Source organism: Microbacterium flavum, assembly GCF_018717645.1.
Classification (GTDB): domain Bacteria; phylum Actinomycetota; class Actinomycetes; order Actinomycetales; family Microbacteriaceae; genus Microbacterium; species Microbacterium flavum.
This window is the reverse complement of the sequence record NZ_JAFLHG010000002.1, coordinates 246,040-269,419: the sequence shown is the minus strand read 5'-3', so window position 1 is coordinate 269,419 and position 23,380 is coordinate 246,040. Positions and strand designations below refer to the sequence as shown.

22 protein-coding genes and 1 pseudogene are annotated in these 23,380 nt (G+C 69.4%); 9 read left to right on the top strand and 14 right to left on the bottom strand.

Annotation, left to right across the window (positions count from 1 at the left end):
• Positions 1–30: 30 nt before the first annotated feature.
• Complete coding sequence (locus J0P97_RS03305) at positions 31–477, bottom strand: MarR family winged helix-turn-helix transcriptional regulator (protein ID WP_282836557.1); 447 nt, start codon at positions 475–477, stop codon at positions 31–33.
• Positions 478–516: 39 nt separating this feature from the next.
• Between J0P97_RS03305 and J0P97_RS03300 the strand changes: the two genes are divergently transcribed.
• Complete coding sequence (locus J0P97_RS03300; RefSeq protein ID WP_215486345.1) at positions 517–762, top strand: hypothetical protein; 246 nt, start codon at positions 517–519, stop codon at positions 760–762.
• Between the two features lie 13 nt (positions 763–775).
• Here J0P97_RS03300 and J0P97_RS03295 read toward each other — a convergent pair whose 3' ends face one another.
• The 3 genes from J0P97_RS03295 to uvrB all read right to left on the bottom strand — a co-directional run bounded on the left by J0P97_RS03295 (position 776) and on the right by uvrB (position 4,891).
• Positions 776–2,302, bottom strand: coding sequence for a UDP-N-acetylmuramoyl-L-alanyl-D-glutamate--2,6-diaminopimelate ligase (locus tag J0P97_RS03295; protein ID WP_308163388.1), 1,527 nt, complete (start codon positions 2,300–2,302; stop codon positions 776–778).
• Between the two features lie 85 nt (positions 2,303–2,387).
• Complete coding sequence (locus J0P97_RS03290; RefSeq protein ID WP_215486344.1) at positions 2,388–2,810, bottom strand: VOC family protein; 423 nt, start codon at positions 2,808–2,810, stop codon at positions 2,388–2,390.
• Positions 2,810–4,891: an excinuclease ABC subunit UvrB gene (uvrB, locus tag J0P97_RS03285; protein WP_215486343.1), complete on the bottom strand. Its 2,082-nt coding sequence runs from the start codon at positions 4,889–4,891 to the stop codon at positions 2,810–2,812. Before uvrB ends, J0P97_RS03290 begins: the two co-directional genes overlap by 1 nt.
• Positions 4,892–5,216: 325 nt before the next feature.
• On the opposite strand from uvrB, the gene J0P97_RS15465 reads away from it, so the two are divergent.
• Complete coding sequence (locus tag J0P97_RS15465) at positions 5,217–5,831, top strand: DUF4126 domain-containing protein (RefSeq protein WP_246539624.1); 615 nt, start codon at positions 5,217–5,219, stop codon at positions 5,829–5,831.
• Here J0P97_RS15465 and coaE read toward each other — a convergent pair.
• The 6 genes and pseudogenes from coaE to J0P97_RS03255 all read right to left on the bottom strand — a co-directional run.
• Positions 5,784–6,371, bottom strand: a pseudogene (gene coaE, locus J0P97_RS03280) (dephospho-CoA kinase); the annotation flags it as partial. The gene J0P97_RS15465 and the pseudogene coaE sit on opposite strands and share 48 nt — an antisense overlap.
• Before the next feature lie 13 nt (positions 6,372–6,384).
• Entirely contained in the window at positions 6,385–7,560 is a 1,176-nt protein-coding gene (locus J0P97_RS03275; protein WP_215486341.1) for a diguanylate cyclase, read from the bottom strand.
• A complete protein-coding gene (locus J0P97_RS03270; RefSeq protein ID WP_215486340.1) occupies positions 7,557–9,203 on the bottom strand; it encodes a sensor histidine kinase in 1,647 nt (548 codons plus the stop codon). The genes J0P97_RS03275 and J0P97_RS03270 overlap by 4 nt, the downstream gene beginning before the upstream one ends.
• Before the next feature lie 136 nt (positions 9,204–9,339).
• Complete coding sequence (gene rpsA / locus J0P97_RS03265) at positions 9,340–10,788, bottom strand: 30S ribosomal protein S1 (RefSeq protein ID WP_215486339.1); 1,449 nt, start codon at positions 10,786–10,788, stop codon at positions 9,340–9,342.
• A 159-nt stretch (positions 10,789–10,947) separates the two neighbouring features.
• On the bottom strand, positions 10,948–11,943 hold the full coding sequence (locus J0P97_RS03260) for a cation diffusion facilitator family transporter (RefSeq protein WP_215486338.1): 996 nt from the start codon (positions 11,941–11,943) through the stop codon (positions 10,948–10,950).
• A gap of 20 nt (positions 11,944–11,963) precedes the next feature.
• Positions 11,964–12,398, bottom strand: a complete 435-nt coding sequence (locus J0P97_RS03255; RefSeq protein ID WP_215486337.1) for a YchJ family protein — start codon at positions 12,396–12,398, stop codon at positions 11,964–11,966.
• 661 nt (positions 12,399–13,059) lie between these two features.
• Between J0P97_RS03255 and J0P97_RS03250 the strand changes: the two genes are divergently transcribed.
• Both J0P97_RS03250 and J0P97_RS03245 read left to right on the top strand, forming a co-directional pair.
• A complete protein-coding gene (locus J0P97_RS03250) occupies positions 13,060–13,743 on the top strand; it encodes a hypothetical protein (RefSeq protein WP_308163385.1) in 684 nt (227 codons plus the stop codon).
• A gap of 25 nt (positions 13,744–13,768) precedes the next feature.
• On the top strand, positions 13,769–14,692 hold the full coding sequence (locus J0P97_RS03245; protein ID WP_215486335.1) for a 5'-3' exonuclease: 924 nt from the start codon (positions 13,769–13,771) through the stop codon (positions 14,690–14,692).
• Between the two features lie 31 nt (positions 14,693–14,723).
• Here the strand turns inward: J0P97_RS03245 and J0P97_RS03240 are convergent, their stop codons facing one another.
• From J0P97_RS03240 to trpD, 3 genes are all read right to left on the bottom strand, one after another.
• Positions 14,724–15,716 carry a PHP domain-containing protein gene (locus J0P97_RS03240; protein ID WP_215486334.1) on the bottom strand — a complete coding sequence of 331 codons (993 nt, stop codon included), beginning with the start codon at positions 15,714–15,716 and terminating at the stop codon, positions 14,724–14,726.
• Positions 15,717–15,785: 69 nt separating this feature from the next.
• Positions 15,786–16,277 (bottom strand): aromatic ring-opening dioxygenase LigA, encoded by a 492-nt coding sequence (locus tag J0P97_RS03235; protein ID WP_215486333.1) that lies wholly within the window; start codon positions 16,275–16,277, stop codon positions 15,786–15,788.
• Positions 16,278–16,395: 118 nt separating this feature from the next.
• On the bottom strand, positions 16,396–17,457 hold the full coding sequence (gene trpD, locus J0P97_RS03230; protein WP_215486332.1) for an anthranilate phosphoribosyltransferase: 1,062 nt from the start codon (positions 17,455–17,457) through the stop codon (positions 16,396–16,398).
• 132 nt (positions 17,458–17,589) lie between these two features.
• Between trpD and ctaE the strand changes: the two genes are divergently transcribed.
• The 5 genes from ctaE (at position 17,590) to J0P97_RS03205 (ending at position 22,476) form a co-directional block, all read left to right on the top strand.
• Positions 17,590–18,234, top strand: a complete 645-nt coding sequence (gene ctaE, locus J0P97_RS03225) for an aa3-type cytochrome oxidase subunit III (RefSeq protein ID WP_215486331.1) — start codon at positions 17,590–17,592, stop codon at positions 18,232–18,234.
• Between the two features lie 20 nt (positions 18,235–18,254).
• Positions 18,255–19,055, top strand: coding sequence for a cytochrome bc1 complex diheme cytochrome c subunit (gene qcrC, locus J0P97_RS03220; RefSeq protein ID WP_215486330.1), 801 nt, complete (start codon positions 18,255–18,257; stop codon positions 19,053–19,055).
• A 43-nt stretch (positions 19,056–19,098) separates the two neighbouring features.
• The gene (qcrA, locus tag J0P97_RS03215; protein WP_215486329.1) at positions 19,099–20,178 is read left to right on the top strand and encodes a cytochrome bc1 complex Rieske iron-sulfur subunit; all 1,080 of its coding nucleotides are present in this window, start codon (positions 19,099–19,101) and stop codon (positions 20,176–20,178) included.
• Positions 20,175–21,983 carry a cytochrome bc1 complex cytochrome b subunit gene (qcrB, locus tag J0P97_RS03210; RefSeq protein ID WP_215486328.1) on the top strand — a complete coding sequence of 603 codons (1,809 nt, stop codon included), beginning with the start codon at positions 20,175–20,177 and terminating at the stop codon, positions 21,981–21,983. The genes qcrA and qcrB overlap by 4 nt, the downstream gene beginning before the upstream one ends.
• Before the next feature lie 79 nt (positions 21,984–22,062).
• The gene (locus J0P97_RS03205) at positions 22,063–22,476 is read left to right on the top strand and encodes a rhodanese-like domain-containing protein (RefSeq protein WP_215486327.1); all 414 of its coding nucleotides are present in this window, start codon (positions 22,063–22,065) and stop codon (positions 22,474–22,476) included.
• 93 nt (positions 22,477–22,569) lie between these two features.
• On the opposite strand, the gene J0P97_RS03200 is transcribed toward J0P97_RS03205, so the two are convergent.
• Entirely contained in the window at positions 22,570–23,361 is a 792-nt protein-coding gene (locus tag J0P97_RS03200; protein ID WP_215486326.1) for a PP2C family protein-serine/threonine phosphatase, read from the bottom strand.
• Positions 23,362–23,380 lie beyond the last annotated feature (19 nt).

The window sequence follows — 23,380 nt, the reverse complement described above, 5'->3', positions numbered from 1 at the left end:
GCTCCGGACGGAGGGGGTCCGCGGTTGCGCTCAGCGCGGACGGCGCCCGGCGAAGGCACTCAGACCGTCGCGCACCGCGGCGATCTCGGCGGCCGTCATGCCGGTCGCCGCCATCACCGCGCCGGGGACGTCCAGCGCGCGCTCCCGCAGCTCCCTGCCTGCGGGAGAGAGCCCGACCTCGAGCACGCGTTCATCGGTGGCGCTCCGCGTGCGCGAGACGAGGCCCTGCGCCTCGAGGCGCTTGACGAGGGGAGAGAGGGTCGCCGGCTCCATCGCGAGCTCTTCGGCGAGGTCGCCGAGCGGCCGCGGCGCGCGCTCCCAGAGCGCGAGCATGACGAGGTATTGCGGATGTGTGAGGCCGAGCGGCTCGAGGATCGGACGGTAGACGGCCACGACGTTGCGCGCGGCCGTCACGAGCGCGAAGCAGAGCTGGTTCTCGAGTTTCAGCAGCGCGTCGCGCGGGTCGTCGGCGTCCACGGCATCCCCTTCCGGCATTTCATTAGTACACTAATCATCATGACACGAAGAGACGCGGATCGCCCGCCCCTGCGCGATCGCGTGCGCGAGGCCGGAGGGTGGTACAGCTACCTCAACCGGCAGCTCATCCGCGTCGCCGGACCGGCATCCGTGGGTCCGTACGAGGACGAACCGCCCGCGGCGCCTGCAGAGCGATCGTGCCCGCTGTGCGGCGCGGCGATGTCGCGCCACGAGGTGGACCGGTCGGGACCGAAGCCCCTGTTGCACTGCCCCCGCCCGGCGTGAGCCCGAACGCGGCTCAGGCGTCGGACGCCTCGCGTCGGCGCTGCAGCGCCCACTCGACCTCGTCGGGATCGCTGTGGGGCACGATGCCGTGCGCGGTGATCTGGTGGCGCTCGTCGCCCTTGCCGACGATCACGAGGAGGTCACCCGGCTGCGCGAGATCCACGGCATGGTGGATCGCCTCCGCCCGCCCCGCGACGTCGTAGACCTCCGCGCGCGAGCCGCGCGTCCCGGCGACGACGGCGCGCCGGATCGTGGCGGGGTCTTCATCGGCCGGGTTGTCGTCGGTGACGACGACGATGTCGGATGCCATCGCCGAGAACCGGCCCATGAGAGGCCGCTTGTGCGCGTCGCGGTTCCCGTTCGAGCCGATCACGGTGATGATGCGACCGGGCGTCGCCGGGCGCAGTGCACACAGCAGCGCGTTGATCGCCTCGGGCTTGTGCCCCGCGTCGATCACGACGCGGAAGTCGGCGTCGACCGGAACGAACTGCACACGCCCCTCGGGTCCGGTGAAGTCGGCGAGCCCCGCCACGGACCGGTCGAGGGGGTAGCCCACGCGGTCGAGTGCGGCGACGGCGGCGAGGATGTTGCTCACCGTGAAGGTGCCGATGATCGGTGTCGTGAAGCGCGCGGACTGGCCTTCGGGGCCGACGACGGTGAAGGCGGAGCCATCCGGGCCGAGCTCGATATCGACCGCACGCCAGTCGGCGTCGCGTCCGGTGATCGAGAAGGACTCGGTGACGAGCTCCGGGTCCTCGTGGAAGCGTCGGCCGGCCTGATCGTCGACGTTGACGAGCGCGAGACGCGACATCGCCGGGGTCAGCAGCTCGCGCTTGGCAGCGCGATAGTTCTCCTGCGAGCCGTGGAAGTCGAGGTGGTCGTGCCCCAGGTTCAGGAACACGGCGACGTCGAACACGAGCCCGTCGACCCGCCGCATCGAGATCGCCTGGCTGGACACCTCGGACGACACCCAGCGCACGCCCTGCTCCCGCATGCGTGCGAGAAGCGCCTGCATGGCCGGGGCCTCCGGCGTGGTGAGCTTCGTCGGCACGGGGATGCCGTCGATCTTCGATCCCATCGAGCCGATCAGGCCGCTCTCACGCTCCCCGAGAGCCGCGTCGATGAGGAAGGTCGTCGAGGTCTTGCCCTGGGTGCCCGTCACGCCGATCGTCTTCAGCGCCGCTGCCGGGTGGTCGTAGAACCATACGGACAGGCGACCGAGGACGCCGCGGGGATCGGCGACCACGATGAGGGGCACATCGGCCGCGACGAGCGCCGCACCCGCGGGGTCGGTGAGCACCGCCGCCGCACCGGCGGCGAGGGCGTCTGCGACGTACCGCGCGCCGTGGGTGCTCGCGCCGGCCGCGGCGATGAAGAGATCGCCGGGCCGCACGCCGGCCGTGCTGAGGGCGATGCCGGTCACCGGCGGACCGTCGGTGACGACGTCGCCGTCGATACGCGCTGCGATGTCCGCCAGGGAGCGGGTGAATGTCGCATCCGGTCGTTCGTCGTGCTGCTGTCGCCGGGAGTCGTTCGTCACAGGTGCCTCTCGCGCCCTCTCGGGCGACCGTCTTGCCAACCCATCGACGATATCAAACGGGGTGCCCGCACTGAGTCAGTGCGGGTCAGCGCAGCAGGGTCCGGCCCGCATCATCGATCGTCCAGCCGGGGTTGACCGCGATCTCCCACGGGTGCCCGTCCGGATCGACGAAGGTGCCTGAGTAGCCGCCCCACTCGGTGGCAGCCGGAGGGCGACCCACGCGCGCGCCCGCCGCTTCGGCTTCCGCGAGCAGGTGGTCGACTTCGCCGGAGGTCCGGACGTTGTGCGCAAGCGTGATGCCACCCCACCCGCCGTTATCGGAGACGCCCGAATCTACCGCGAGGGCGGCGCGCGACCACAGTCCGAGGACCATGCCCCCCGCCTGGTAGAAGGCGACCTCTCCGCTGACGGACGAGGAATGGGGCTCCCACCCCACCGCGCGATAGAACGCGATCGATCGATCGAGGTCGGCGACGCCGAGGGTGACGAGACTGAGGCGCTGCTCCATCAGGCGTGACCCGCCTTCTCCATGGCGCGCAGCTCCTTCTTCAGATCCTGCACCTCGTCGCGCAGACGCCCCGCCAACTCGAACTTCAGCTCCGAGGCGGCGGCGAGCATCTGCGAGGTCAGATCGTCGATCGTCGCCTCGAGCTGCATGGCCCCTTCGGCCGCGATGCCCTCGCGCCGGAGCTGCGGTGTCGGAGACTTCCCGCGGCCCGACTTCGTCTTCGCCGCAGCCTTGCCGCGGAGCAGGTCCTGCGTGTCGGAGGCCTCGCGAGCGAGCGCGTCGGTGATGTCGGCGATCTTCTTGCGCAGGGGCTGCGGATCGATTCCATGCTCGAGGTTGTAGGCGACCTGCTTCTCGCGGCGCCGATCGGTCTCCTCGATCGCCGACCGCATGGAGTCGGTCATGTTGTCGGCGTACATGTGGACTTCACCGGACACGTTGCGGGCCGCGCGCCCGATGGTCTGGATGAGGGAGGTGCCGCTGCGGAGGAAGCCCTCCTTGTCGGCGTCGAGGATAGCGACCAGAGAGACCTCGGGGAGGTCGAGACCCTCGCGGAGCAGGTTGATGCCGACGAGAACGTCGTAGACGCCCTGCCGCAGCTCGGTGAGGAGTTCGACGCGGCGGAGCGTGTCGACGTCGGAATGCAGGTAGCGCACCCGCACGCCGTGCTCACCGAGGAAGTCGGTGAGCTCCTCGGCCATCTTCTTGGTCAGCGTGGTGACGAGCACGCGTTCGTCGCGCTCCACGCGCACCCGGATCTCTTCGAGGAGGTCGTCGATCTGCCCCTTGGAGGGCTTGACGATGATCTCGGGGTCGACCAGTCCGGTGGGGCGGATGATCTGCTCGACGACTCCGTCGGCGATCCCCATCTCGTAGCGACCCGGCGTCGCCGAGAGGTAGACGGTCTGACCGACGCGCTCCTTGAACTCATCGAAGCGCAGCGGACGGTTGTCCATGGCACTCGGCAGCCGGAAGCCGTGATCGACGAGCGTTCGCTTGCGGGAGGCATCCCCCTCGTACATCGCGCCGATCTGCGGCACCGTCACGTGCGACTCGTCGATGACCATGAGGAAGTCGTCGGGGAAGAAGTCGAGGAGCGTGTGCGGCGCCTCTCCGGGCTGCCGCCCGTCGAGGTGGCGCGAGTAGTTCTCGATGCCCGAGCAGAAGCCGAGCTGCTGCAGCATCTCGAGGTCGAACGTCGTGCGCATGCGGAGTCGCTGCGCTTCGAGGAGCTTGCCCTGGCCCTCGAGCTCCTTCAGCCGCTCACCGAGCTCGTGCTCGATCGTGCCGATCGCGCGGTGGACGGTATCGGTGCCCGCGACGTAGTGGGATGCCGGGAAGATCGGCACGGACTCAAGTCTCTGCACGATGTCGCCGGTCAGCGGGTGGAGCATGTAGAGCGCTTCGATCTCGTCGCCGAACAGCTCGATGCGCACGGCGTACTCCTCGTAGACCGGGATGATCTCGATCGTGTCGCCTCGGACGCGGAAGTTGCCCCGGGAGAAGTCGACGTCGTTGCGGTTGTACTGCATCGCGATGAACTTGCGGATGAGGGCGTCACGGTCGTAGCGCTCCCCCACCTGCAGCGCGACCATGGCGCGCAGATACTCCTCGGGAGCGCCGAGTCCGTAGATGCACGAGACGGTGCTCACGACGACGACGTCCCGGCGGCTGAGGAGGGAGTTCGTCGTCGAGTGCCGCAGCCGCTCGACCTCGGCGTTGATCGACGAGTCCTTCTCGATGAAGGTGTCGGTCTGAGGGACGTACGCCTCGGGCTGGTAGTAGTCGTAGTAGCTCACGAAGTACTCGACCGCGTTGTTGGGCATGAGGTCGCGGAATTCGTTGGCGAGCTGCGCGGCGAGGGTCTTGTTGTGCGCGAGGACGAGCGTCGGGCGCTGCACCTGTTCGATGAGCCAGGCCGTTGTCGCCGACTTGCCGGTCCCTGTCGCGCCGAGCAGCACGACATCGGTCTCACCCGCATTGACGCGCGCGGCCAGGTCGGCGATCGCCTGCGGCTGGTCGCCGCTGGGCTCGTACTCGCTGATGACCTCGAACGGCCGGACGGATCGCGTGGTCTGCATGATTCCAGCGTAGGCGGGGGGTCCGACACGCGGGCCGCCGTTCGCCGAGGGCGAGGCGAGACGGAGGAGCCGGCGCGGGCGGGCCTCAGATGTCCGCGTCCTCCCCGGATTCGAAGTCGCCCGTGGCGAAATCGTCCCAGTCGGTGTCGGTGTCGGCATCGGAGCGGCGCCGGGAGCCGCGGAAGAGGGGGATGTGGTGCCGCATGTCGACTCCGATCGTCGGTGGAGCGCTCGGGTGAAGCTCAGGTCATGCCGCCACGGTACGCCGACCCGATGAACAGCCCGTTGCGCGCGCGTATCCCCCGCATATCCCTACCCTGGAGGAATGCTGGAGTTCCTCGTCGGGTCGAGCCTCGCCGCATCCGCGGGCCTCAACGCGTGGATGCCGCTGTTCGCACTCGGCCTGATGGACCGCCTCGTGCCCGCATTCACGCTGCCGGCCGGTTGGGCATGGCTCTCGGGCGACGTGGCGCTGTGGATCATCGGCATCCTGCTGGTCGTCGAGATCATCGCGGACAAGGTGCCCGCCGTCGACTCCGTCAACGACGTCGTCCAGACGGTCATCCGCCCGGCGTCGGGCGGGATCGCCTTCGGGGCCGGGGCGAGTGCACAGCAGGTCACCGATCCGTCCGGGCTGTTCGCGGACGGCGCCTGGATCCCGATCGTCGTCGGCGTCGTGATCGCCCTGGCGGTGCACGTCGCGAAGGCGGCTCTACGCCCCGCCGCCAACATGGCGACGGCCGGACTCGCCGCTCCCGTCCTCTCGAGCGCCGAGGACGTGTCCTCGCTCGCCCTGGCGGTGAGCGCGATCCTCGCGCCGATCATCGCGGCGATCCTGCTCGTCGGCCTCGTCGTCGCGATCGTGGTGCTGCGGGGGCGGCGTCGTCGACGTCAGCCGGGCCCACAGGTCGTCGGTCTGCGCGAGCGTCCTCGGCACTGATCGCGCGGTGTCGATGACGACATCCGCGATCGCGCGGCGCCGTTCGTCGTCCACCTGAGACGCGATGCGGGCGGCGGCGGCCTCCGGGCTCAGCCCCCGCAGGGCCACGAGACGCTCGGCACGCAGCGCGGCGGGGGCGTCGGCGACGACGACGAGGTCCCACGGGTCGTCGACGCGGGCCTCCACGAGGAGAGGAACGTCGTAGACGACGACGGCATCCGCGTCGGCGGCGAAGGCGACGGCGAATCGCCGCGCGGACTCCTCACGGACGGCGGGATGCACGATCGCGTTCAGCCGTCCAAGCGCGTCCGCATCCCCGAACACGCGGGCGCCGAGCGCTGCCCGGTCGAGCGAGCCGTCGGAGGTCAGGACGTCCTGACCGAAAGCAGTGGCGATGGCCACCAGCACCGGGGACCCGGGGCGCTGGACGTCGCGCACGATGGCGTCGGCGTCGACGACCACCGCGCCATGGGAGGCGAGGCGAGCCGCGATCGTGGACTTTCCCGACGCGATCCCGCCGGTGAGAGCGACAAGGGGCATGGACGACAGCCTGTCACGCCCGAGGGTCGACCGCTCCGAGCAGCACGGAGGAGCCCGGCGTCTCCGCCGCGCGACGGGCCGCCTCCCGCGCGGCGGAGAGCATCGCGGTGAAGTCGTAGCCCGTGTCGGCCGTGACCGCGACACCCACCCCCACGAAGGGGAACAGACCGGAGTCGGCCTCGGACAGCTCGTCCGTGCAGCCGCGGTAGATCGTCGCGCCGAGGCGGCGGGCGTCGGCGATCGTCGTCGCGGACGTGCACACCGCGAGCCGGTCCTCCGCATCCTCGCCGACGATGGCAGATGCCGGTGCATAGCGGCGGACGGCACCCCGGCAGGCCCGGCTGATGTCGTCGGCGATCTCGGTGCCGAAGGCACGCCGGATCTCGTCGAGACCCTCCACCCGGATGACGATCAGACTGACCCCGTCGGCACGCCAGGAGGAGCGCTCGAGGATATCCGCGCTCGCTCCCGCGAAAGTGCGGGCGAGCATGACGCCGTCCGCGGCGACGCCGCCCTGCGTCAGCCACTCGAAGCGACGCTGCCCGCTCCGGTGCGAGCGCAGCACGGACATCACGATCGCAGCGACGACGGTCAGGATGACGGTGCAGAGGTTGGCCGGCACCGGCCCGAACCAGGTCACGAAGACGCCGCCATCGGGTCCGTCCGCGAGGAAGGCGACGAGACGCGCGCCGTAGAACAGGGATGCCGCGATGAGCACGGCAGACAGGGTCCATGCCGACCGGAGGTTCCGCAGCGGGGGGCGCAGCGTCTCGATCGCGGCGGCGAGGAAGAGCGCGACGAGCCCCGCCGCCATGACCCCCCAGCCGCCCCATCCACCGGGACCGGGGCCTTCGACCAGCACCGCGACGAACGCGACCGCGGCAAGGGCCCCGACGCAGATCACGGCCGTGCGGATCGACCGGTCGTTGTAGCGACGGTTGCCGAGCCACATGAAGCCGGGCACGAGGATGAAGAGCGTGTTGCCGACGGCGATCGGGATCGCACCGCCCACGCCCGCCGACCACGCCATGTAGGCGAGCGTGGTCGTCACGCCGCAGAAGAAGGCGACCGCCCAGAGGCGCCCGGGCCCCGAATCGCGGCGGAACACCGTCTCGAGGATGAAGGTGACGCTCGCGACGCCGGCCACGAGCGCGGTCATGACCGTGACGGTGAACAGGTCGAGGCTCACTGCGTCACCTCCTCGGGCGCGTGCACGGGGAGCTCGACGCGGAACGTCGAGCCGACGCCCGGCTCGGACGTCACGGTGAGACTGCCCTCGTGGGCGGTGACGATGTCGTGGCTGATGGCGAGACCGAGTCCGTTGCCTCCCACGTCGTCGGATGCGCGGAAGAAGCGCTCGAACACGCGTTCGCGGTCCTCTTCGGCGATCCCGATGCCGGTGTCGGTGACCGTGATGACGGTCCGATGCCCGTCGGTGTCGACGTCCAGGTGCACGGATCCGCCGTCGCGGTTGAACTTGATCGCATTCCCGAGGAGATTGTCCACCACCTGCCGCAGGCGTCCCGGATCCGCGAAGGCGGTCGCACGGTCGGCACCCGTGACGGAGAGCTTGATCACCCGGTCGGCGGCGAGGGGGGTGAGCGAGACGGCGGATGCCCGCACGATCTCGACGACATCGGTTTCGCGTGCGCTCACCGTGGACTCGACGGAGTTCCGCGACGACCGGGAGGCGGAGAGGATGTCCGCGACGATCGCGAGGAGCCGTTCCCCGCTCCCCAGGGCCGTGTCGAGATAGCGGCGTGCTCGCTCGGACAGCCCCTCCTCGTCGAGGGCGAGCTCCAGGTACCCGAGTACCGAGGTGAGCGGCGTGCGCAGCTCGTGCGAGACGGAGGCCACGAGGTCGTCGCGTGCGCGGAGCGCCTCGCGCTCGGCCGTCACATCCCGAGCCACCACCACCGCGCCCGAATCCGCACCACGATGGTCGATGAGGCGTCGCGCGGTGAAGCTCAGCGCGCTGCGGCGGCCGTCGGCATCCGTGGACCAGACGACGACGTCCTCGAACGTCTCCCCGCGCCGCACCCGCGCGAGGGGATGGTCGAACGCGTCCATCGGCGTGCGACCGTCCTCGGCGAGGAGGACGGTACGCACGGATGCCGCGTGGAGTCCGGGGATCGCATTGCTGAAGCGCCCGACCGCGTCGTTCTCGTAGACGATGTCGCCCCCGACGGACAGGCGGACGACGCCGAAGTCCACCGTGTCGAGCACTTCGCTGACGAGCTGCTCCTGGCGCACGGCCGCGGCCCGGGCGAACGCCAGCCGTGCCGCTTGGGCATCGAGGAGGTCGCGCTGCGCGGCGAACCGCCTCGCGGATCCGTACCCCGCCGCGCTGATCGCCACGATGACGAGCGGAAGCAGCAGGGTCGCCGGGGTGAAGGCGGGGCCGGGGCCCATCAGGAGGACCACCCAGTAGAGGCCGGGGATCAGGGTGCAGCTGACGATGAGGCCCGCGCGTCCGAGGGATGCGAGCCACATGGCGGGGAAAGCCCACAGGAGCCCGAGTCCTCCGGGCGGGTCCGACAGCCGCATCCCTGCGATCGCGAAGACGTCGAGGATGGGGACGGCGGCGACCCACCCCGCGGGAAGACGCGTCCACGGCACGGCGAGCGCGGCGATGCCGCCCACACCCACTCCCAGGGCGGAGAGGGAGAACAGTCCCGGGCGGGCGAGCGTGCCGGCCGTCATCCCGCCGACGAACAGCACGGCGACGATGCCGCACAGCAGGAGTTGGTTGCCCGCCGCGACCCGGTCGCGCGGTTCGAACCGGAACACCGCGCGCGACGTTCGCGCCGCCGTGGCGGTCAGTCGTTTCATGCGCATCTCACGCATCGACGCTACCGCGTGTCACCGCTCCCGCGTGCGCAGACGCGGCAGGGGCCGGCACCCGAAGGTGTCGGCCCCTGTGCGGTGATCGGTGGCGCGGTGCGCTACCGGACCTGCAGAACGCGGATCAGCGACCCGAGAGCTTCTCGCGGAGCGCCGCGAGCGCCTCGTCGTCGGCGAGCGTGCCGCCGCCGGCGGTGTCGGAGGAGAAGCTCGACGAGCCGGTCTCGACCGGGGCTGCCGCCTCGGCCTCGAGCGCCTTCGCGACGGCGACCTTGTGCGCCTCCCAGCGCGCCTGGGCGCCGGCGTACTCCTGCTCCCACTTCTCGCGCTGAGCGTCGAAGCCCTCGAGCCACGCACCCGACTCGGGGTCGAAGCCCTCGGGGTACTTGTACTCGCCGTTCTCGTCGTACTCGGTGGTCATGCCGTACAGCGCCGGGTCGAACTCGGTGCCGTTGGGGTCGACCGACTCGTTCGCCTGCTTGAGCGAGAGCGAGATGCGGCGACGCTCGAGGTCGATGTCGATGATCTTGACGAAGACCTCTTCGCCGACCGACACGACCTGCTCGGCGAGCTCGACGTGCTTGCCGGAGAGCTCCGAGATGTGCACGAGGCCCTCGATGCCGTCCGCGACGCGGACGAACGCGCCGAACGGAACGAGCTTGGTGACCTTGCCCGGTGCGACCTGGCCGATCGCGTGGGTGCGGGCGAAGACCTGCCACGGGTCCTCCTGCGTCGCCTTGAGCGACAACGAGACGCGCTCGCGGTCGAGGTCGACCTCGAGGATCTCGACGGTGACCTCCTGGCCAACCTCGACGACCTCGGAGGCGTGCTCGATGTGCTTCCAGGACAGCTCGGAGACGTGGACGAGACCGTCGACGCCGCCGAGGTCGACGAACGCACCGAAGTTGACGATCGACGAGACGACGCCCTTGCGGACCTGGCCCTTGTGGAGGTTGTTGAGGAACGTGGTGCGCGACTCGGACTGCGTCTGCTCGAGCAGGGCGCGGCGCGACAGCACGACGTTGTTGCGGTTCTTGTCGAGCTCGAGGATCTTCGCCTCGATCTCCTGACCGAGGTACGGCGTCAGGTCGCGGACGCGGCGCAGCTCGATGAGCGACGCGGGCAGGAAGCCGCGGAGGCCGATGTCGACGATGAGCCCACCCTTGACGACCTCGATGACCGAACCGGTGACGACGCCGTCGTTCTCCTTGATCTTCTCCACATCGCCCCACGCGCGCTCGTACTGCGCGCGCTTCTTGGAGAGGATGAGGCGGCCTTCCTTGTCCTCCTTCTGGAGGACGAGGGCTTCCACCTCGTCGCCGACCTTGACGACCTCGTTGGGGTCGACGTCGTGCTTGATGGAGAGCTCGCGCGAGGGGATGACACCCTCGGTCTTGTAGCCCACGTCGAGGAGGACCTCGTCGCGGTCGATCTTCACGACGGTGCCTTCGATGAGGTCTCCGTCGTTGAAGAACTTGAGGGTCTTCTCGACCGCGGCCAGGAAGTCTTCAGCAGATCCGATGTCGTTGATGGCGACCTGCTTGGTGGCCGGGGCGGTCGTTGCGTTAGTCATGTAGTGGGTTGTCCTTGGATGGTTGGGATGTCGGGCCGCACTCCCCCGCCCGCCGGAAGGCGAACGGATGCCGGGAGTTCGGCGATGGGATGTTCATTCGACTACGCGCGCGACCGAAGGCCCACACGCGTGACATTCCATGCTATCAGAGCAGGCACCTCAGCCGCGGAGCGGATCCGCGGGGTGGATCGGGTCGAGGACCGGCGCGCCCGGGCGCGACAGGGTGAGCACCGCCCAGGCGACGCGGGGGCTCTTCGCGAGCTCGTCCTCGATCTCGTTGAGGGTCGCGGCGACCTCGTGTTCCGCGGTGTCCCCGTCCAGGTCGACGGCGGCGACGAGGAACACCCGTCCAGGTCCCACGTACTCGATGTGCAGATACGTCACCTGCGCGATGGCGGGATGCTCCAGGAGGCGCCCCAGCGCGGCCGCGCGGAGCTCCGGGTCCACCGCGACACCGACCAGGAAGCGGCGGTTCTGGCGGATGAGGAGGATCGCGACGACAGCGAGCAGCACACCGACGAGGATCGAGCCCACGGCGTCCGGTACCGCAGAGCCCGTCAGCTGATGAGCGAGGATTCCGGCGAACGCGATGACGAGACCGATGAGAGCCGCGGCATCCTCGAAGAAGACGGCACGCAGTGTGGGGTCGGACGTGCTCATGACGTGATCGAGCAGATCGCGGTGGGACGCGGCGGCCTCGCGGCGGGACTGCCGCGTCGCCTGCAGGAATGACGTCCCCTCCAGGACGAACGCGATCCCGAGCACGACGTAGGAGATGACGAACCGGTCGGCAGGTTCGGGATCGATGAGCTCCTGGATCCCGTGCATGATCGACACGCCGGCGCCGATCGTGAAGAGGCCGAACGCGGCGAACAGCGACCAGACGTAGGCATCACGCCCGTATCCGTAGGGATGCTTCGGGTCCGCGGCCTTCGTGCTGCGTCGCGCCGCGATGTAGAGGAACACCTCGTTGCCGGTGTCGGCCCACGAGTGCGCGGCCTCCGCGACCATGGAGGCCGCCCCCGTGAGCGCCGCGGCGAACGTCTTCGCGACGGCGATCAACAGGTTGGCGCCGAGGGCGATGAGAACAGTGGCGATCGACTCCGGTCGGGCCTCCGCGGCGGCTGCGGCGGGGTCGGGGCGCGTGGGAGACATGTCCTCACCGTACGCCGCGGTCAGCGGCGCTGCGCGCCCTCGTCGACGTCGCCGTCCACATAGAGCCAGCCGCCCGCCGCGCGTCGGAACCGGCTCGTCTCGTGCAGGACGCCCCGCTCGCCCGAGCCGCTCGCTCGCCAGTGGGCGCGGAACTCGACGATGCCGCGCGCGTCGTCCGGACCGCCGGCTGCGGTGCGCACGATCTCCAACCGTTCCCAGCGCAGCCCGGCGTCGAGGTCGAGCGACGCGGGAGAGGTCATCGGATGCCACGTCCGCAGCAGGTATCCGGCGTCGCCGACGGCGAATGCCGTGAAGCGTGAGCGCATGAGCTCCACCGCGGTGGCCGCCGCCGCCCCGTCGAGGAGAGGGCCGCAGCAGGCACCGAACGTCTCGCCGCCGCACGGACAGCGCGAGCCGTGCGGACGGGCACGGTGCGCGGCGGCTCCGAAGGACATGGCGTCGAGACTAACCGCACTGTGGATAATCGCGGACCAGCGCCGCGCGACTGACTAGCGTGGGCACCATGATCCGGGACCGACGGCGCTCCGCCCTCGCCGCCACCGCCCTCGTGGCACTGGCGTTGATGACAGCGTGCACCCCCGAGCCCGCACCTTCGCCGTCACCTTCCCCGACCGGCTTCGCGTCAGAGGACGAGGCCTTCGCCGCCGCCGAGGCGACGTACCGTGCGTACGTCGACGCGGTGAATAAACGTCGACTGGATCAGCAGTCCGTCCCGGACCCTACAGACTTCCTGACAGGAGCCGCTCGCAACGAAGATTTGGACACTGCGAAGATGCTCGCAGATCGCGGATGGCGCGTGGATGGCGACACAACGATCAGGTCTGTTCGTCCGACGTCGGCCTCCAGGGACACCGTCGCTCTCACGTTCTGCCTCGACGCAACAAACACCCGAGTTCTCGATGAGTCAGGCTCCAACGTCACGCCGCCGGATAGGGCAACGATCCTGGGCGTGCACGTTGAATTTGATACTCGAAACAGGCACCCACTCATTTCGTCTACTTCAACAAGCTCAGATCCATGTTGACGGCCCTTCTAGTGATCGCTCTAGCATCGGGGTGCACTGTCGATGCCCAAGCCGCCGGACTCTGCCCGTCCGTGTCCAACGACGGGTCGACGGTCGAGATCGGCGCCACACGACCCGGAGCCGGCGACTCCGACCGCCCGGACGACGACGGGCCGGGATCGGGAGGCTCGGGAGGGTTGGAGGAATCCGGAGGGTGGGGCGGCGCTCCGGGCACAGCTCCGAACCCCTGCGCGAACCCTCAGATCCTCGGCGGCTGCCTCATCGTCGAGGTGATCCGTCCCACGCTCGCCGACGTGGCATCGTTCGCCCCGGCATCCGTCGCGATCATCGACGAGCCGGACGGCGTCGGCATCGTGGGGATGCCGGTGAATTTCGTCACCGGCCCGACGGCGCACGAGCAGGCAGGCACGCTGTTCGGCCTCCCCGTGACGGTGCGGTTCACCCCGATCGGTGTCGTGTTCGTCCATGGGGACGGCACCCAGCGCACGACCACCTCGGGAGGCGCGACGTGGGCGGAGCTCGGCCTTCCCCAGTTCAGCGCGACGGGGACCAGCCACGCGTACGCATCGCGCGGCACTTACACCGCTCGCGCCCTCATCCGCTACGCGGCGGAGTTCAACCTCGGACGAGGGTGGAACCCCATCGACGGGGTCCTGGAGATCCCGACGGCCGCGACCGACCTTCAGATCTTCGAGGCGCGCACCGCGCTCGTCGACCGCACCTGCGCGGAGTCCCCCGCCGGGCCCGGATGCTGACCCACCCACCCCGTAGACTCCGCCCGTGACCGATCGACTCATGCTCCTCGACACCGCGAGCCTCTACTTCCGCGCGTTCTACGGCGTCCCGGACAGCGTGAAGGCTCCCGATGGCCGCCCGGTGAACGCGGCGCGGGGACTGCTCGACATGATCGCCAAGCTCGTCACCACCTACGAGCCCTCCGAGCTCATCGCGTGCTGGGACGACGACTGGCGACCGCAGTGGCGCGTGGACCTGATCCCGAGCTACAAAGCGCACCGCGTCGTCGAGGTCGTCCCCGGGGCGCCTGATGTGGAGGAGGTGCCCGACCCCCTCGAGGCGCAGATCCCGCTCATCCGGGAGGAGCTGGAGGTTCTTCGCATCCCGATCGTCGGGGCGGCGCAGCACGAGGCGGATGACGTGATCGCAAGCCTTGCCGCGCAGTCGCCGATCCCGGTCGACATCGTGACGGGCGACCGTGACCTGTTCCAGCTGGTCGAGGACGCCCGCGGCGTCCGTGTCATCTATACCGGTCGGGGCATGAGCAATCTCGAAGTCCTCGACGACTCCGTCGTCACGACCAAGTACCGCGTCCTCCCGGAGCAGTACGCGGACTTCGCCGTGCTGCGCGGCGACGCCTCCGACGGGCTTCCCGGCGTCGCCGGGATCGGCGAGAAGACCGCGGCGACACTTCTGCAGACCCACGGCGATCTCACCGCCATCCGGCGCGCGGCGAGCGAAGCCGCCGCGCCGGGGATGACGGCGGGCGTCCGCGCCAAGATCCTCGCCGCCAGCGACTACCTCGACGTCGCGCCGGCCGTCGTCGAGGTCGTGCGCACGCTAGACCTGCCTGCGGTCGACGCCCGGCTCCGCGCGCCCGATGCAGCGCAGGTCGCGGCGCTGGATGCCACGTGGAATCTCGGATCCTCGTTGCAGCGCGCGGTGTCGGCGCTCACCGCGCGGGCCTGATCTCGCAGACGCATCCGGCGGGCGACTCCCGTCAGCGCGCGCGGTTCGTCCACTCCCGCAGGCGCTCCAGCGGCCACGTCGTGACGATCCGCTCCGCCGGCACGCCCGCCCGTTCGGCCCGCGCCGCGCCCTCGTCCAGAAGTCCCAGCTGCCCGGGAGCGTGCGCATCCGAGTCGATCGCGAAGAGGCATCCGATCTCCAGAGCGAGGGCGATGAGCTCGTCGGGCGGGTCCTCCCGCTCGGGGCGCGAATTGATCTCGACGGCGACGCCGTGCTCCGCACACGCCGAGAACACCGCCCGCGCGTCGAACTCCGACGGCGGCCGCGTCCCGCGCTCGCCGGACACGAGCCGACCGGTGACGTGCCCCAGAACGTCGACGCGGGGGTGGGATGCCGCGGCGACGAGACGGCGCGTCATCTGGGGCGACTCCATCCGCAGACGGGAGTGGGCGGATGCGACGACGACGTCGAGCTCGGCGAGGAGCGCGTCGTCCTGGTCCAGCTCTCCCGCGTCGAGGATGTCGACCTCGATGCCGCTCAGGAGGGTGACCCCCGGGACGTCCACGCGCGCGACCTCGACGAGCTGCTCGCGCAGACGCTCGGGCGTGAGCCCGTTCGCCACGCGAAGCCGCGGCGAGTGATCCGTGAGCGCCAGGTACTCATGACCCAGGCTCCGGGCGGCCTCGACCATGCTCGCGATCGGCGTCGTGCCGTCTGACCAGTCCGAGTGACAGTGCAGGTCACCGCGCAGCAGCGCCCGCAGGTCGGACCTCGCCGGCGCGTACCTGCGCCGGAGCTCGGCCAGGTAGCGGGGCACGTCGCCCGCCAGCGCCTCCTGGATCACCGCCAGCGAGGAATCGCCGATCCCCGCCCGGCGCCGCAGAGAGGCGGTATCCGCCAGATCACGCTCCGACAGGCCCTCGATCGCGGCGGCCGCGGTGCGGAAGGCCTTCGAGCGATAGCGCGACGCCCGCTCGCGCTCGAGGAGAGCCGCGATCTCCGTGAGGGCGTCGACGGGTTCCATGGTGCGGGCGCGGCGAGCTCCCCCGAGCGTCGAGCGGGTCCACGGCGCGGCGTAGATTCGCTCCGGCGTTCAGGAGGTCGTGACCGCGGATCTCCGCACGACGACCGGCACGGACGCGAGCCTGCTCAACGCCGCCCCGAAGAGGATCGAGAGGATGCCGACGCCGATCGCAAAGGCAGCGACACCGAACGACACGACCGAGGTGAACAGCGAGGCGCGCAGGAACGACGCGTTCATCATGACCTCGCGCACCGGGTCGTCCTGGGGAAGCTCCGAGTAGGTCTTACCGCCGGACGCCTTGAGCGCGTGGTGTTGGATGATGTCCGCCTGCACGTACGCGGTGAACGGACCCGCGACCGTCTGCCCTTGAAAGGCCATGGCGTCGTCGGGAACGGTGATGTTCTCGGCTCGCAGCTGACTGGACACCATCACCCACACGACGACGCCGACGACGATCAGCGCGATGCCTCCGAGGATGCCGAGGACGCCGGCCGCCTTGACGAAGCCGACCTTCTTCTGCGGAGGTTCGATGGTGTCGGACGTGGCGGTTGCTTCTGACATCGGGGGTTCCTTCCTCGGAGCTGCCGGGATGTCCTCACCGTACCGGCCGCACCGAACCCCTCACCAGGGTGGCGGCCGGAGATAACGGCGCGCTCGGATGCGGTCCGCGGGCGTCCCGTCAGGCCGGTGCGTGCGCGGTCGCCTCGACCCAGCGTCCGAGCACCGACGCCGCCGAACCGTCGTCGATCGCCGCGGCGGCCCGGTCACGGGCGGCGGCGAGGCGCTCGACGATCGGTCGCTGGACCTCGGAGGCATCGCGGAAGAGCTCGTAGGACACGATCCCCGCGGCAGCGTTCAAGAGCACGATGTCGCGCACGGGGCCCGCATCACCGGCGAGCACCCGGCGCACGACCTCGGCGTTGTGGGCCGCGTCCCCTCCGAGCAGGTCGCCGATGTCGGCGAGGGGGATGCCGATGTCGCGCGGGTCGAGATCGTGCTCGTGGATGTCACCCCGGCTCACCTCCCACACCCGGCTGTGGCCGGTCGTCGTCAGCTCGTCGAGGCCATCGTCGCCGCGGAAGACGAGCGCCGTCGCCCCGCGGGTCTGGAAGACCCCGGTGATGAGCGGCACGCGGTCGAGGCTCGCGACGCCGACCGCGTTGGCCTCGGCCCGTGCGGGATTGCACAGCGGCCCGAGGAAGTTGAACACCGTCGGCACGCCGAGCTCGGCCCGCGTGGGTCCCGCGTGACGAAAGCCGGGATGGAACGCCGACGCGAAGGCGAATGTGATGCCGACCTCCGCGAGGACCTCGGAGACCCGCTCCGGGGAGAGGGTGAGATCGATGCCGAGCGCGCCGAGAACGTCGGAGGACCCGGAAGCGGAACTGGCCGCGCGGTTGCCGTGCTTGACGACGGGGATGCCGGTGGCCGCCGCGACGATCGCGGACATGGTGGACACGTTGACGGTCCCGAATCGGTCCCCGCCCGTCCCGACGATGTCGAGCACGTCGGCCGGCACCGGAAGCGGCAGCGCGGCCTCCAGGATGGCGTCGCGGAATCCGACGATCTCATCGACCGTCTCCCCCTTCGCTCGCAGGGCGAGAAGGAATCCGCCCAGCTGGGACGGCGTCGCCCGCCCCTCCATCACCTGCCGCATCGCCCAGGTCGATTCGGACACGCTGAGGTCGCGCCGGTCGAGAACGGTGGTGAGGATCTCGGGCCACGAGTAGAGCTCCGCCATGGTCGTCGATCCTATCGGCAGACTGTCAGCACACTCGCGGGGCGTTCAAAGCGCGCCCCGATGCCCCCGAAAGTCGGCCGCGCGACGAATGCACCTTCAGGGATGCGGAAAGCGGTCGCCGAATCAGCCATAATGGGGAGCGTGACGACCACTCCTGCAACCTATTCCCAGGCCTTGCGATCCGTGAAACGACCGGATCCGGTGGCCGTCGGCACGATCGTGTGGCTTGGCAGCGAGGTCATGTTCTTCGCGGGTCTGTTCGCGATCTACTTCACGCTGCGCAACGCGTCCCCCGACCTGTGGGCAGAAGAGACCCAGGTCCTGAACGTCCCGTTCGCCGCCGTGAACACCGTCATCCTCGTGCTCTCCTCTTTCACCGCCCAGGCCGGTGTGTTCGCCGCGGAGCGCTTCCAGCCCTATCGCAAGGGCTCGTTCTGGCAGTTCCGCCAGTGGGGCATGGTCGAGTGGTTCTTCCTGTCCTTCCTCATGGGCGCCGTCTTCGTCTCCGGGCAGGTGTGGGAATACGCCACGCTCGTCGCCGAGGGGCTGCCCATCAGCGCCAACTCCTACGCATCGGCCTTCTACCTGACGACGGGTTTCCACGCCCTGCACGTCACCGGTGGTCTGATCGCGTTCCTCCTCGTCATCGGCCGCGCCTTCGCGGTCAAGAACTTCGGACGGAAGGAGATGACGTCGGCGATCGTCGTGTCGTACTACTGGCACTTCGTCGACGTGGTCTGGATCGTCCTGTTCTTCGTCATCTACGTCGTCAAGTGAGAGCGGAGTCGACTCCACCCATGTCTTCGAAGTCCCTGCGCCGGAAGTCCGGTCGCCGCAGCAAGTGGGCCGCCGCCGCCCTCATCGGGATCGGCCTGCTCGCCACGGGCGGCGTGTACGCCGGTGCCTCGGCGGCCATGGCCGCGACCGAGCCCACCTCGGCATCCACGACACTCACCGTCGAAGACGGCAAGAAGCTCTTCCAGGCGAACTGCGCCACCTGCCACGGTCTGAACCTCGAAGGCACCGCGGACGGCCCGTCGCTGTACGGCGTCGGTGAGCTCGCGGTCGAGTTCCAGGTGTCCACGGGCCGCATGCCGCTGCAGATGCAGGGTCCGCAGGCCCCGCAGAAGCCGGTCCAGTTCACCGAGGACCAGATCCTCGCAATGGCCTCGTGGGTGCAGTCCACCTCGCCCGGCCCCGAGTTCCCCGCCGCGAAGATCCTCGACGGCAAGGGCGATGTCGCCAACGGCGCCGAGCTCTTCCGCATCAACTGCGCCATGTGCCACAACGTGGCCGCCGCCGGCGGCGCGCTGACGGAGGGCAAGTATGCGCCCGCGCTCACCTCGACGAGCGCCCTGCACATGTACGCCGCGATGGTGACGGGCCCGCAGAACATGCCCGTGTTCAACAACATGACGCTCACGGCGGACGAGAAGCGCGACATCATCTCGTCGCTGCTGTACATCCAGGAGAACGAATCGCCCGGCGGCGCGAACCTCGGCTCGCTGGGCCCGGTCTCGGAGGGCCTGTTCATCTGGATCTTCGGCATCGGCAGCCTCATCGGCCTGACCGTGTGGATCACGGCGAAGTCGAACTGACACTTTCACTGACACTCGCACTGACGTAGGAAACGGACGCACCATGGCACACGAGGAAGACGCGCTCGAGCACGAGAGGGCTTCGTGGAAGCCCTCCCCCGGGCTCGCCGTCGCGGTTCCCGACCCCGTGCACAACCCCGGTCTGCCTCCGCACCGGGAGCGCATGACCGATAAGGACCCGGCCGCCATGAAGCGCGCCGTCCGCACGGTCTACACCCTGTTCTACCTCTCCCTCGCGGGGAGCATCTGGGCGATCGCCGCCTACATGCTCTTCCCCATCGAGAGCGGCCGGATCATCGACATCCGGCACAACAACCTCTTCATCGGCCTCGGTATCGCCCTCGCCCTGCTTGCCATCGGCATCGGTGCGATCCACTGGTCCAAGGCCGTGATGAGCGACAAGGAGTTCATCGAGCCGCGCCACGCAACGCGTGGTCGAGACACGACGCGCGAGGCCGCCGTCGAGGCGTTCCGCGTGGCGAACGACGAGTCCGGCTTCGGCCGCCGCACCGCGATCCGCGGGTCGCTCATCGCGGCTCTGGTCGCGTCGATCCTCCCCGGCATCACCCTGTTCCGCGGCCTCGCGCCCGAGAGCAGCCCGGAGAACCCGATCGCGGGCGACCCGGTGGCGCTGCTCAGCCACACGATGTGGAAGAAGGGCATGCGCCTCGCGCACGACCCCAGCGGTGAGCCGATCCGCGCCGCCGACCTCACGCTCGGCTCCGCCGTGCACGTCATCCCCGAGGAGCTCGCGAGCCTCAGCCACCACGACGGCTACCTCGAGGAGAAGGCGAAGGCGATCGTCCTGCTCATGCGTCTGCTGCCCGAGCAGTTGCCCGCCGAGCACAACAAGCTCGACTGGTCCTACAACGGCATCGTCGCCTACTCCAAGGTGTGCACGCACGTCGGATGCCCCGTCGCCCTGTACGAGCAGCAGACGCACCACCTGCTGTGCCCCTGCCACCAGTCGCAGTTCGATGTCTCCCGCTCCGCGGCGGTCATCTTCGGCCCGGCGGCCCGCCCGCTGCCGCAGCTGCCCGTCACCGTCGACGACGAGGGCTACCTCGTCGCACAGAGCGACTTCACCGAACCCGTCGGCCCGAGCTTCTGGGAGCGTCATTGAGCACCGCGACCGTCACTGAGACCCCGTCCTCCGCGGAGCGGCGCGACGAGAAGCCGCTCGGCGGCCGGTTCGTCGCGGGCGCGGCGAACTACATCGACGAGCGCACCAGCCTCTCTGGCATGGTCAAGGAGCTCGGACGAAAGATCTTCCCCGACCACTGGTCCTTCATGCTCGGCGAGATCGCGCTGTGGAGCTTCGTCGTCGTCCTTCTCTCCGGCACCTTCCTGACGTTCTTCTTCCAGGCATCTATGGTGGAGACGCATTACAGCGGCGCCTACCTGCCGCTGCGCGGCGTGGAGATGTCGGCCGCCCTCGACTCGACGCTGCGCATCTCGTTCGACATCCGCGGTGGTCTCCTGGTCCGCCAGATCCACCACTGGGCGGCGCTGGTCTTCGTGGCCGGCATCGGCGTCCACATGCTGCGCGTCTTCTTCACCGGCGCGTTCCGCAAGCCGCGCGAGCTCAACTGGGTGATCGGATTCGTCCTCTTCATCCTCGCGATGGCCGAGGGCTTCACGGGCTACTCCCTTCCCGACGACCTGCTCTCCGGCAACGGACTGCGCATCATCGACGGCATGGTCAAGGGCATCCCGCTCATCGGCACCTGGATCTCCTTCCTCCTCTTCGGCGGAGAGTTCCCGGGTACTCAGATCGTCGGGCGCCTGTACACGCTGCACATCCTGCTGCTGCCGGCGATCCTCGTCGGACTGCTCGTCGTCCACCTCATGCTCATGATCGTGAACAAGCACACCCAGTTCGCCGGCCCGGGCCGCACGAACAGCAACGTCGTCGGCTTCCCGATGATGCCGGTGTACATGTCCAAGATGGGCGGCTTCTTCTTCATCACGTTCGGCGTGATCGTGCTCATCGCGTCGCTCTTCACGATCAACCCGATCTGGAACTACGGCCCGTACGACCCTTCCCCCGTCTCGGCGGGAACCCAGCCCGACTGGTACATCGGCTTCGCCGACGGCGCCCTGCGCCTCGTCCCGCCGCATCTCGAGTTCGTCCTGTGGGACCGCACATGGTCGTTCAACATCCTCATTCCGCTCGGCGTGATCGGCATCTTCATCGTCCTGGTGCTGATCTACCCGTTCATCGAGGCCTGGATCACCGGCGACAAGCGCGAGCACCACATCGCGCAGCGCCCGCGCCACGCTCCGACCCGCACGGCCATCGGCGTCGCCGGCGTCATCTTCTACGCCGTGCTGTGGGCGGCGGCATCGTCCGACCTCATCGCAACGCACTTCCATCTCACGATGGAGGGGGTCATCCACGCGCTCCAGGCGCTGCTGATCATCGGTCCGATCATCGGCTACTTCATCGCGAAGCGGATCGCACTCGCGCTGCAGAAGAAGGACCGTGAGATCGCCCTGCACGGCTATGAATCCGGCCGCATCGTGCGTCTGCCCGGCGGCGAGTTCATCGAGGTCCACCAGCCCGTCGACGCCTATGAGCGCGTCAAGCTGGTCGACTTCGACACGAACGCTCCGCTGGTCGTCCGACCGAACGATCAGGGTCGCATCCCGTGGCACGAGAACTTCCGCGCCTCGCTGTCCCGCTGGTTCTTCGAGGACCGTCTTGTGCCCGTCACTCAGACCGACATCGAGTCCGCCGAGGCGCACGCGCATCACGAGCTCGCGCACATCGACGAGGAGGAGAGCGCAGAGCTGCAGGGCATGCACGAGCGCGCCGGCGTGCCGGACGCTCCGCACCACCCGATCGATGACGGGCACAACCCCGAGACGGCGAATCGCCCCTCGAACATCATCGTCCCGGACGACGAGCCCGGTAAGAAGAGCTGACCTCACCTGGCAGGAAGGCGGCGAGGAGTGACCGATCAGGTCCTCCTCGCCGCTTCTTCGTTCGCGTAACGTCACGCGTATGACCGATGCCTCCGACACCCTCGCCTACTTCGCGGCCAAGCTCCGGCACGAGACCGACCCCTCTGACGTGTACGCCGCACAGAAGGCGGGCGAGGCCGTCGTCCTCGTCGACGTACGCAGCAGCGAAGCATGGGATCAGGGTCACGCGGTCGGCGCCGTGCACATGCCCTACCGTGACATCGCCGTGCGCGCTCCGCGCGAACTCGACGCCGCCGTCCCGGTCGTCGTCTACTGCTGGAGCCCCGGGTGCAACGCGGGCGCGAAGGGCGCCGTCGAGTTCGCGCGCCTGGGCTTCACCGTCCGCGAGATGATCGGCGGCTTCGAGTACTGGGCCCGCGAGGGCCTGCCGGTGAATGCCGCCTCCGGTCCGCTCTCCCGGCGTTTCGATCCGCTCGTCATGCCGGTGCGCTGACCGGGATCGTCAGCGCAGACCCTCGGACTCGCTGACGCTCGGACTCTGTGACCTTCGGACTCTCTGACGCGGAGGCCGATGGACACCGTCGGATCAGCCGGCGATGTCGACGGCTTCCGCGAAGAGGTCGGCGGCCGATCCTGCGAAGCGGGCAGGCTTGCGCGTGGGGATGCCCGGGACGAGGTCCGCCACGACAGCGGTGACGTTGTCCCGCGAACCCGCCTGGAGGGCCAGCGCGACAAGCGCCTGCGCCGTCGCGTCGGGATCCGTCGTGCCCGCCGCGATCTCGGCGATCGCGTCGTCCGGGAGGTAGTCGCTGACCCCGTCGCTGCAGATGACCCACCGATCGCCCTGCAGGGGCGTCAGATCGGCGACGTGCACGACGTCGGCTGGACCGCCGCGCAGCGATGCGGTGATCACGTTGCGCTGCGGATGCGTCATGGCATCCTCGGCGCGAACGACGCCCTGGTCGACCAACGCCTGCACAAGCGAATCGTCGCGGGTCTGACGCTGGAACCGGCCGTCCCGCAGCAGATAGGCGCGGGAATCACCCGTGTGCGCGAGGACCAGCCCCCCGGCCGGCGAGAGCCAGATCGTCGTCAACGTCGTGGCCATCCCCGCGAGCGCCGGATCACGCCGGACATGGGCGCGCAGGTCCCAGTTGGCCCAGCGGATCCGGTCGATCAAGCCGGACGCGTCGACCGCACGAGGGCTCCCCGCGGCGAGCCGGTGCACGAGGGCGGCCGAGGCGAGATCGCCCGCCGGCCCACCGCCGACCCCGTCCGCAACGCCGACCGCCCAGTCCGCGAAGAAAGCAGCATCCTGGTTGGTGCTTCGGAACGGACCGATGTCACTGACGACGGCCGAGCGCAGGGAGAGCGTCACGGAGAGACGGAGGGTCGAC

What these genes read in the sequence shown, in the direction of transcription:
- J0P97_RS03300 (WP_215486345.1), top strand. Translation starts at nt 517, where the DNA reads ATGACACGAAGAGACGCGGATCGCCCGCCCCTGCGCGATCGCGTGCGC.
- J0P97_RS03290 (WP_215486344.1), bottom strand. Translation starts at nt 2,810, where the DNA reads ATGGAGCAGCGCCTCAGTCTCGTCACCCTCGGCGTCGCCGACCTCGAT.
- uvrB (WP_215486343.1), bottom strand. Translation starts at nt 4,891, where the DNA reads ATGCAGACCACGCGATCCGTCCGGCCGTTCGAGGTCATCAGCGAGTAC.
- J0P97_RS15465 (WP_246539624.1), top strand. Translation starts at nt 5,217, where the DNA reads ATGCTGGAGTTCCTCGTCGGGTCGAGCCTCGCCGCATCCGCGGGCCTC.
- J0P97_RS03270 (WP_215486340.1), bottom strand. Translation starts at nt 9,203, where the DNA reads ATGAAACGACTGACCGCCACGGCGGCGCGAACGTCGCGCGCGGTGTTC.
- rpsA (WP_215486339.1), bottom strand. Translation starts at nt 10,788, where the DNA reads ATGACTAACGCAACGACCGCCCCGGCCACCAAGCAGGTCGCCATCAAC.
- J0P97_RS03260 (WP_215486338.1), bottom strand. Translation starts at nt 11,943, where the DNA reads ATGTCTCCCACGCGCCCCGACCCCGCCGCAGCCGCCGCGGAGGCCCGA.
- J0P97_RS03255 (WP_215486337.1), bottom strand. Translation starts at nt 12,398, where the DNA reads ATGTCCTTCGGAGCCGCCGCGCACCGTGCCCGTCCGCACGGCTCGCGC.
- J0P97_RS03240 (WP_215486334.1), bottom strand. Translation starts at nt 15,716, where the DNA reads ATGGAACCCGTCGACGCCCTCACGGAGATCGCGGCTCTCCTCGAGCGC.
- J0P97_RS03235 (WP_215486333.1), bottom strand. Translation starts at nt 16,277, where the DNA reads ATGTCAGAAGCAACCGCCACGTCCGACACCATCGAACCTCCGCAGAAG.
- trpD (WP_215486332.1), bottom strand. Translation starts at nt 17,457, where the DNA reads ATGGCGGAGCTCTACTCGTGGCCCGAGATCCTCACCACCGTTCTCGAC.
- ctaE (WP_215486331.1), top strand. Translation starts at nt 17,590, where the DNA reads ATGGGGAGCGTGACGACCACTCCTGCAACCTATTCCCAGGCCTTGCGA.
- qcrC (WP_215486330.1), top strand. Translation starts at nt 18,255, where the DNA reads ATGTCTTCGAAGTCCCTGCGCCGGAAGTCCGGTCGCCGCAGCAAGTGG.
- qcrA (WP_215486329.1), top strand. Translation starts at nt 19,099, where the DNA reads ATGGCACACGAGGAAGACGCGCTCGAGCACGAGAGGGCTTCGTGGAAG.
- J0P97_RS03205 (WP_215486327.1), top strand. Translation starts at nt 22,063, where the DNA reads ATGACCGATGCCTCCGACACCCTCGCCTACTTCGCGGCCAAGCTCCGG.